The sequence below is a fragment of the Desulfonatronospira sp. MSAO_Bac3 genome, assembly GCF_003838035.1.
In the GTDB taxonomy this organism is placed as follows: Bacteria; Desulfobacterota; Desulfovibrionia; order Desulfovibrionales; family Desulfonatronovibrionaceae; genus Desulfonatronospira; species Desulfonatronospira thiodismutans.
In genome coordinates this window covers 1-8,161 of sequence record NZ_QYZY01000259.1, presented here as the reverse complement: position 1 = coordinate 8,161, position 8,161 = coordinate 1, and the positions used below count along the sequence as shown (strand labels likewise).

General features: G+C 51.6%; 9 protein-coding genes. 1 reads left to right on the top strand and 8 read right to left on the bottom strand.

All coding sequences use genetic code 11. The annotated features are described in order from the left end of the window. Positions 1 to 427: 427 nt before the first annotated feature. Positions 428 to 1,405 carry an RluA family pseudouridine synthase gene (locus D5S03_RS08970; RefSeq protein WP_287043595.1) on the top strand — a complete coding sequence of 326 codons (978 nt, stop codon included), beginning with the start codon at positions 428 to 430 and terminating at the stop codon, positions 1,403 to 1,405. Here D5S03_RS08970 and D5S03_RS08965 read toward each other — a convergent pair. The 8 genes from D5S03_RS08965 to D5S03_RS08930 form a co-directional block, all read right to left on the bottom strand. Beyond that, on the bottom strand, positions 1,301 to 1,996 hold the full coding sequence (locus D5S03_RS08965) for a hypothetical protein (RefSeq protein ID WP_008871324.1): 696 nt from the start codon (positions 1,994 to 1,996) through the stop codon (positions 1,301 to 1,303). The two genes, D5S03_RS08970 and D5S03_RS08965, sit on opposite strands and share 105 nt — an antisense overlap. Further along, on the bottom strand, positions 1,996 to 3,261 hold the full coding sequence (locus tag D5S03_RS08960; RefSeq protein WP_287043594.1) for a L,D-transpeptidase family protein: 1,266 nt from the start codon (positions 3,259 to 3,261) through the stop codon (positions 1,996 to 1,998). Before D5S03_RS08960 ends, D5S03_RS08965 begins: the two co-directional genes overlap by 1 nt. A gap of 7 nt (positions 3,262 to 3,268) precedes the next feature. Beyond that, the gene (locus D5S03_RS08955; protein ID WP_287043593.1) at positions 3,269 to 3,850 is read right to left on the bottom strand and encodes a hypothetical protein; all 582 of its coding nucleotides are present in this window, start codon (positions 3,848 to 3,850) and stop codon (positions 3,269 to 3,271) included. Further along, the gene (gene pyrE, locus D5S03_RS08950) at positions 3,851 to 4,426 is read right to left on the bottom strand and encodes an orotate phosphoribosyltransferase (protein ID WP_287043591.1); all 576 of its coding nucleotides are present in this window, start codon (positions 4,424 to 4,426) and stop codon (positions 3,851 to 3,853) included. Beyond that, a complete protein-coding gene (gene purB, locus D5S03_RS08945) occupies positions 4,426 to 5,718 on the bottom strand; it encodes an adenylosuccinate lyase (protein ID WP_287043589.1) in 1,293 nt (430 codons plus the stop codon). Before purB ends, pyrE begins: the two co-directional genes overlap by 1 nt. 123 nt (positions 5,719 to 5,841) lie before the next feature. Next, on the bottom strand, positions 5,842 to 6,147 hold the full coding sequence (locus tag D5S03_RS08940) for an FmdB family zinc ribbon protein (RefSeq protein ID WP_008871329.1): 306 nt from the start codon (positions 6,145 to 6,147) through the stop codon (positions 5,842 to 5,844). 430 nt (positions 6,148 to 6,577) lie between these two features. Further along, positions 6,578 to 7,681 (bottom strand): DUF362 domain-containing protein, encoded by a 1,104-nt coding sequence (locus D5S03_RS08935; protein ID WP_287043587.1) that lies wholly within the window; start codon positions 7,679 to 7,681, stop codon positions 6,578 to 6,580. A gap of 68 nt (positions 7,682 to 7,749) precedes the next feature. After that, the coding region (locus tag D5S03_RS08930; RefSeq protein ID WP_287043586.1) for a hypothetical protein at positions 7,750 to 8,161 on the bottom strand (412 nt) is incomplete at its 5' end.

Here is an 8,161-nt window from a genome sequence, read left to right as displayed (position 1 = left end):
GTGTGTGCTGGACACTGCAGAACCTGCGAATCACTGGAAAATATGGAAGTTATTATTTAGATCGAACCACCCCCGGCCCCTCCTTAACCAAGGAGGGGAGTATACCGTGATGTACTCATAAAATGACTAAAACGGGCTTTGCCCGCAACCCAAAGAAGAGGATTATTGAACCACAAAGACACGAAGGTCACTAAGTTTAAAACAGTGAGGAGGGTATTTTTTGAAAACCGGGCAACGGTTTTCAAAAAGGCTGCCTTTTCATTTACCGTCTTCTCGGCAAATGAAAACCAAAACCCTTTGTGCTTTCTTACTTTGTGTCCTTTGTGCCTTCGTGGTTCAAAGGCCTGCCACGTTTCTTAGCGTGGTTCTTGTTTTTTATGACAGGGTTTCAGGAGTAAGTCACTGAAATTGTAGTTACATGCAAGATATGCAGAAGCAGACAGCACAGCAGTGCCTGGTTTCCGCCACGGAATCCGGGCAGAAGCTTTTCTCCTACCTTAAAAGGCGGCTGGGCAGAGAATTTCCCGGATCTGGGCTCATGCGCCTTATCCGCACTGGACAGGTCCGGGTCAACAGTAAGAGGAAGAAGCCTTATGACCGGGTCTATGCCGGGGATACTGTCCGCATTCCCCCGCATTTTCCGGAGACCGGTGACGACCCTCAAAGGGCCGGAGAGCTGCAAATCGTATTTGAAAACCCGGATTTCACTGTCCTTGACAAGCCCGCCGGAGTGCCGGTGCACTCCGGAACATCGGCCCGCAGGGACAACATGGTTCTTCGCCTTCGCAAGCACTATGCCGGGGCAGACTTCTCCCCTGCACTGGTACACAGGCTGGACAAGGAGACTTCAGGCCTTCTTCTGGCAGCCAAAAACTACGCCTGGCTCAGAAGAATTCAGGCCATGTGGAAAAAAAACCTGGTGGAGAAGACCTATCTGGCATGGGTTCATGGCTCCTGGCCATCAAGGTGGGTAAATCTGGAGCACAGGCTGATAAAAACTTTTGAAAAAATGCAGCCTTCCCCGGAGGGCAGACCTGCTCTTTCCCGGGTCAGGTCCATAGCCTCCAGCCGGGATAAAACCCTTGTCCAGATCCGAATTATCACCGGACGCACGCACCAGATCAGAACCCAGCTGTCCCTCAGCGGTCATCCTGTTATAGGCGATGGCAAATACGGCAAAGATTCAGGGTATGCTGAAATGTATCTGCATGCCTATATGCTGGCATGGCCCGGGCATGTATTTTGTCTGCCCCCGGGCTGGACAGGTGATTTTACAACTCCGGGGGACCTGGAAAAAAGGTCAGGAAACCTGAATCTGGGAGAGGGGGAAGGTCTCGCTGTAAAGAAGACGCCTGTCATCATCCCTGGCCTTGACTCTCAAGGCGAATATACTTTCCGGGCTTAGTTCTTCCGGCAGTTCAAAAGTCACATCCACGTTTTTAAACCTTGATATGGCGTAATCAAGGTCGTCATGGTCCAGGTCAAGGTCCACCTGTTGACCATCCCTGCGCACAAGGTGCAGAAATATACGTCCGCTTATGGTTTCTCCTTCAGCCATGTTGTTGACGTCAAGGCGCACACGCATCCGGTCACCGTTAAAACCGGCCTGGACATTATCCACCCCGACAATGCCCCTGTCTTTGTATTCGAATACTTCTACCAGGTCCACCGGAGGGACAATGTTGCGCCTGGTATCGTTGACAGTCAAAAAGGAATGCAGGTCTTGGGACTCGTAGGTCTCGAAAATTTTCTGGATGTTTCTCTTTTTTTCCAGTTCTTCAGCAGTCTGTTCCAGGTTTTTGGAGACAACCTGCAGATCTTCTCTGACATGCCTCTTTTCCTGGTAAAAAGTGATGGTAAAATAACCCCCCAGTGCAGCAGCGGTCACGGCAAGAAAAAACAAGGCAATAAAAAACTTGATCCAGAAAGGACGTATCCGGAATTTTCTGACGGAAGTATCATCACGCATCAGGATAACGCTGTACTTCTTGCTCATTATCCCGTCTCTCTCCAGTCCTCGCGCAGAATAAGCCAGCTGTCCCCGGAACCGGGAACAAACTGCAGTGTTTTTATCCCCTTGTCGCTGTATCCCGACCGGCTTGCGTATTCCTGCTTGAAACGAACCTCAAACCCATCTCTGCCCACATGGGCCTCTATATCAGATATTTCAATCTCGGCCGGCTCGTTGCCGCGTTCCCAGAGATCCTTCTTATCCTTCAGGATGCTGTCCAGCCCTCTTACATTTCCCTGCACAGCCTCGGGGTGATAAAAGGAGGCGTACTTGTCAACATCTGCTTCCAGCCAGGCCTGCCGCCATTTTTCAACTACCTGCTTGAGCCTTTGTCCCCTGTCCTTAATATAACTGTCTTTCAGGCCGGGCTTGTTGTAATTTCTGAACTCTTCTCCCACAATCCTTAAATCGCCGGCTTCATCCTTTTGCCAGTACAACCGCTTTACACCGCTGGAGAAAAAGCCCGAGGAATTGAATACCTGCCCGAAGTAGCTGACCCAGTAATCTGGCCCTGCCAGAACCTTGGGCTGCTCTATGTATACATCCATCCAGTCGTAGGTATTGAAAAGACCCTGTTTGTGATTTTTGAAGCTGGAAAAACTTTTGCCGCTGCTTCTGGCAAACCTGTCAGGTAAATAAAACTCAAAGTATTCCCCTGTTCCGTCACTCCAGGCTGCTGCCCAGTCTAGACTCAAATCCGCAATCTTGCGGGACTTTTCCAGCTCTATCTCGTCTTCTTCCCAGCTCATGGTAGAGGTAATAACCACCGGCGTGTTCTGAAGCTGCACCATATCCTCCAGCCTGTGCATGTACTTCATATCCATGGCCACGCAGCCTTCGGTATCAAAGGGCACAACTTCCTTTCCCCGCCCATGCAGCCAGATGCCGAACCCTGTCTTTCCCTTGGCCCTGTCCACCGGGTTGGGATAATTCAGGGTAAGCCCCATCTCACCGTATAGATCGCGGTCCAGGTGCCTGGTATCTATTTGGCGCTCAATAAAATATATGCCTTCAGGAGTCTTGAGATCCCCCTCGACCTCCTTGTCACCCACTCCCTCACCAGTAGTGACTTCCCATTTATACTCTTTGCGCAGGGGGCTTTTGTTTGAAAAAATGAAAAATGTCTGGTTTTTCTTATCCACGACGAACAGATCTTCCGGGGCCCTTGAATCACCTGTTATCAACGGTTCCCAGGCCATGGCCGGCAGGGACCACGTAAGGATCAACAATAAAAAAAGAATGGTTCGCAAGAATACCTCACCAGTTAAGTTCCACCCTGCCCAGGGGGCCGGACATGACTAAGTCAATGGAGTCCCCGTTTACCGGGGGGAATCTCAGGACATAATGATCCTGCCACCTGTTGACGTAAGGATAGAACGATTCCAGTTTTGCCAGGGGCTCCCTGCTTTCACGAATCTCTAAGGGATATATTTTTCTGCCCTCGTGCAGCAGAAATATTGACCACAGGGGATCGTCGAATTTTAAGCTGCCCCTGGCCTTATGCCCCTTGGCCAGGGCCAGGAAAAAACGGGTTTCGTGTTCCAGGGAGTCTTCCAGGTTTTGCCGCAGCTGCTCTTTTTCATCAGAAGTCAGTCCATATACTTCGGCCCTCTTCTTTATGTAGGCCTGCATCCATTCCGGGCTCTTGTAGGTGGCCCTGGCAATGATCTCCGTATCCAGGCCCGAATGCAGGGAATCCTTTCTGGTCCACTCATTGGTGGTCTGCACGTAAGGATCGCCCAGGTCCGGCCATAAAAACTCCGCTGCCTTATGTCCACGGCAGCCGGCCAGCAGCAAAACCAGGACCAGAAAAATGGTTATCTTGCCCCATGGTGGCATTTAACCCCCTTTTGCTGCTCTAAGCAGACTCTGGCGAGTAAATATGCACTTGAGGTCAAAACCGGCCCGGACTATGTTTTCCGAACCGCCCTCTTCACGGTCCAGAACGCAGAGTATGGGACCGATTTCCAGACCGGCATCACGGACTCTCTCGCAGGCGGATAAAAGTGTGCCTCCAGTGGTTATCACATCTTCCAGCATACAGACCCTTTGCCCCGGGCTGAAATTGGCCATACCCTCCAGGAATTGTCCTGTACCATGCCCCTTGGCCTTTTTCCGGACAATAAAACCGGGCAGAGGACGATTATCAAGATAGGACATGACTGTGACGGCACTCACCAGCGGATCAGCACCCAGGGTCATGCCGCCCACCCCTTCCGGATAGTTATCATAAGTATAAAGCATATCTAAGAAAATACGCCCCAGTAGAAAAGCGCCTTCTGGATGCAGGGCGGTCTGCTTGCAGTCGAAATAATAATCGCTTTTTTTGCCGGAGGTCAGGGTGAAATTCCCTTCCTGATAAGACTTATTGTAAAGCAGCTCAGCCAGCCTGGACTTTGCGTCAAAATTTTGCACTATTTAAACACCCTCTGAAATACTAAGTCTTCATGCTTGAGATAGTAGCCCATATCAAAGACTGCATCCAGCTCATCCAGTGGAATATGCTTAAGGATCTCCTGGTTCTCCCGGATCCTGTCGGGAAAATATACCTTGTTCTCCCAGCAGTACATGGCATCCTCCTGCACCAGTTCATAGGCCTTTTGCCGCTCCAGACCCTTTTCCACCAGGGCCAGCAGAACTCTCTGGGAAAAGTAAAGCCCCATGGAAAGATCCAGGTTGTACTCCATATTGGCGTCATTTACCTGCAGCTTGTCCAGAAGGTTCGTGAGCCTGGTAAGCATGTAGTGGATAAGGATGGTGGAATCGGGCATGATCACCCTTTCCACAGAGGAATGACTGATATCGCGTTCGTGCCACAGGGCCATGTTTTCCATGGCTGCCAGGGCATTGCTTCGCACCAGCCGGGACAGTCCGGTGAGGTTCTCAGCGGAAATGGGATTCTTCTTGTGCGGCATGGCTGAAGACCCCTTCTGCCCCTTGGAAAAGCCTTCTTCGGCTTCCAGTACTTCGGTGCGCTGCAAGTGTCTGAGCTCCACGCACAGACGCTCAATACCACCTGCCATCAGGGCCAGAGCGGTGAAATACTCAGCATAGCGATCGCGCTGCACTATCTGGGTGGATACAGGGTCCACCTCAAGACCCAGCTTCCGGCAGGCCAGCTCTTCCAGCCGGGGGTCCAGATGGGCATAAGTGCCCACTGCACCGGATATCTTGCCCACCCGGATCTGCTCCAGCGCCCTTTGCCACCTGGCCTCGTGTCTGCGCATTTCAGCATAAAAACCGGCCATTTTCTGCCCGAAACTGATGGGCTCGGCATGAATGCCGTGAGTACGCCCCATCATGAGCCGGCCCTTGTACTCGTGGGATATCCGGTCCAGAGACTGAAGAAGCCCCTCCAGGGCTTTGGCGATTATCTCCCCTGCCCTGTAGAGCAAAAGGGCATTGGCAGTATCCACAATATCCGAGGAAGTGCATCCCAGGTGAATATATCTGGCCGAAGGCCCTACCTTTTCTTCCACAGCTGTTAGAAAGGCGATGACATCGTGCCTGGTCCGCTCTTCGATTTCCAGAATGCGGTCCAGATTAAAGTCGGCCCTGGCACGGATATTTTCCATGTCCTGAGCCGGGATTGCACCCAGTTCATGCCAGGCTTCGCAGATGGCCAGTTCCACTTCCAGCCAGGCCCTGAATCTTTTCTCCTGGGTCCAGAGCTCACCCATTTCCTTTCGGGTATATCTTTCTATCATGGTCAGTTTCCAGGCGGATTTTCAGGGCTGTTTAAGGCCCTGCAGACTTAACCTGTGGAGGTGCAGGAATTGAATCTCAGCTTATAGTTCAAAAAAGGCAGCTTGAAAGCTGCCTTTTAAAAGTTAAGTGTTGGATGTGTCCTGGGATGACGGGGTACTGCTTTCTGAACTGGTCGAGGCCGAGTTATCGCTCTTGGCTTCGCCGTTTTTGGCGGTGGTTTTGCCGTTGCCGTTGCCGACCTCGCTTTTGCGGTTGCAGTAATCCGTCACATACCAGCCACTGCCTTTAAGCACAAAGGCTGAATTGGAAATAAGTCTTGAAGATGCGCCCCCGCAAATGGGGCAGTTGACCTCACGTTCCTTGAAGTCCTTCTGCCACTCCTCAAAAAGCTGTTGGCATTCGTTGCACCTGTACTCGTAGATGGGCATTTTTTCCTCCTTGACAGGTTTGAAAATATATCTTCCTGATGTTTTATTTAAGCGTCTGACTGTAAGCTACTCCAGAATATTTTGAACAAAAACCTGGCAAAACATAGTCATACAATGCAGAGATCATTTATTGCCAAAAAAAGTTTTGTCAAGACTCATGGTGCCTGCCGGCGCTCAACTTATCAGGGCTAAAGGTCCAGTCTTAAAAACCATCCCGGAGCGGCTAGGCCTTGCCCGCGGCCTGGATAGCTTCTTTCTTGCGCTGTTTGAGGCGTTTTTTCTTTCTGCGGCGGCGCCGGTCAATTTCCTTGTGACGTTCAATCTTCTTGTGCCTGCTCATTATTTCAATCCTCCCTTTCAATTTCTGAAAAAATAATTTTAATACATAACATTACGGCATGTCCAGTACTTTGTTGGCCTGAGCCGGAGCTTAAATCCCAGCCAGTTCATAGCTCTGTGATCCAAGGCCCAGATCATGTGCATAGTCCAGGGCGTGAGAGCCGTTGGTCTTGGGATGCGCTGCAGTAAACTTGTCCTGGCCCGGTGTTATATCTTTGGGCAAAGCACTGGGATGCAAAGGCTGGGCCTGGTTCACCAGGTCCAGGCAGGCCCTGTCCAGGGCCACCGGATCCAGGGAGGCCAGAACCCCCAGATCCGGGCACAGAGGGGCATCGCTGAATCCCGGACAGTCGCAGTCCGGGGTGACGTTGAAAATATAATTTATATGCACGCACTTGTCTTTTTTCCGGGAAAGTACAGCAGCAGAGTACTCCATCATGCGCTCCAGGAAGGCATTGCCTTCTGTCTCCCAGTTGATCTGCAGGGCTCCTGTTTTGCACACCAGAATGCAGGCAGCACAGCCCACGCATTTTTCCGGGTCCATGCGCACCTTCTCGTCAACAAGAGTCAGAGCACCGGATGCACAGACCTGCATGCACAGGCCGCAGCCCTGGCAATGGGAATCATCCACCCTGGGGGCCAGGCCGGAATGCTGGTGCATTTTGCCCTGCCTGGTGGCGCAGCCCATGGCCAGGTTTTTCAGGGCTCCGCCGAACCCGGAAAGTTCATGGCCCTTGAAATGGCTGACATTGACCATGAAATCGGCATCCAGAATATCCCCTGCCAGAAAAAAATCGGAAAGGTGCTTGCCCTGAAATTGCACTTTCCTCTGGTTGTTGCTCCTGAGCCCGTCGGCGATGATCACCGGAGCTCCCAGCACGCTGGGATCGAAGCCGTGCAAAGCGGCCTGCATATGGTGGGATACGGCCTCCCCCCTGTTGCCCACGTAAAGGGTGTTGGTATCGGTGAGAAATGGCCTGGCCCCGGTCTTCTTTATAAATTCCACCACGGGTCTGACCCACAGAGGGGAAACAAAACCGGTGGTGCCTCCTTCCCCGAAATGGATCTTTACCGCAGTGAGCATGCCCGGCTCCAGCATGGAACCCAGGTCGATCTTCTTCAGCAGCTTTTTCAGGCGCAGGTCATAGGGCATCTTGCGCGAGGCCCGCAGGTTCCAAAAATATACTTTGCTCATAAATATTCTCCTTTGCCCCTTTTCTGCCAGAAATAAAAACAGGGAACAACCCCCGGGGCTGCTCCCTGTCAAAACCGATTCGTGTGATCTTTATCGAAGTCGGAGTCGGGATCGGTATCGGCTTCGGAAAAAATAGAAGTGATAATCAAGCGGGTTAAAAACCCAAAACCTTCGATACCGATGCCGATCCCGATACCGACCCCGACAAGAGCCTCATACTGATGTAACTCTTCAGGGGGGGAGATATGCCAATTTGCCTGTCTGCCAGGCGGGTAATGCCTTGCTGGGGATCTTTTATTCTTCAAAACCGTGTGTGCGGAGCACCAGTGTGAAGCCTGAAGGCTTCCCGTGCCGGAGAGGATTTTTTTGGCACGGGCAACTTCGTTGCACATCCCAGTGAAACCAGCTACGCTGACCCAGCACTCACTTTTCCATTTGTTTGCTTGTGATGAAACCGAAATTATTAAAGTGAGTGCTGGG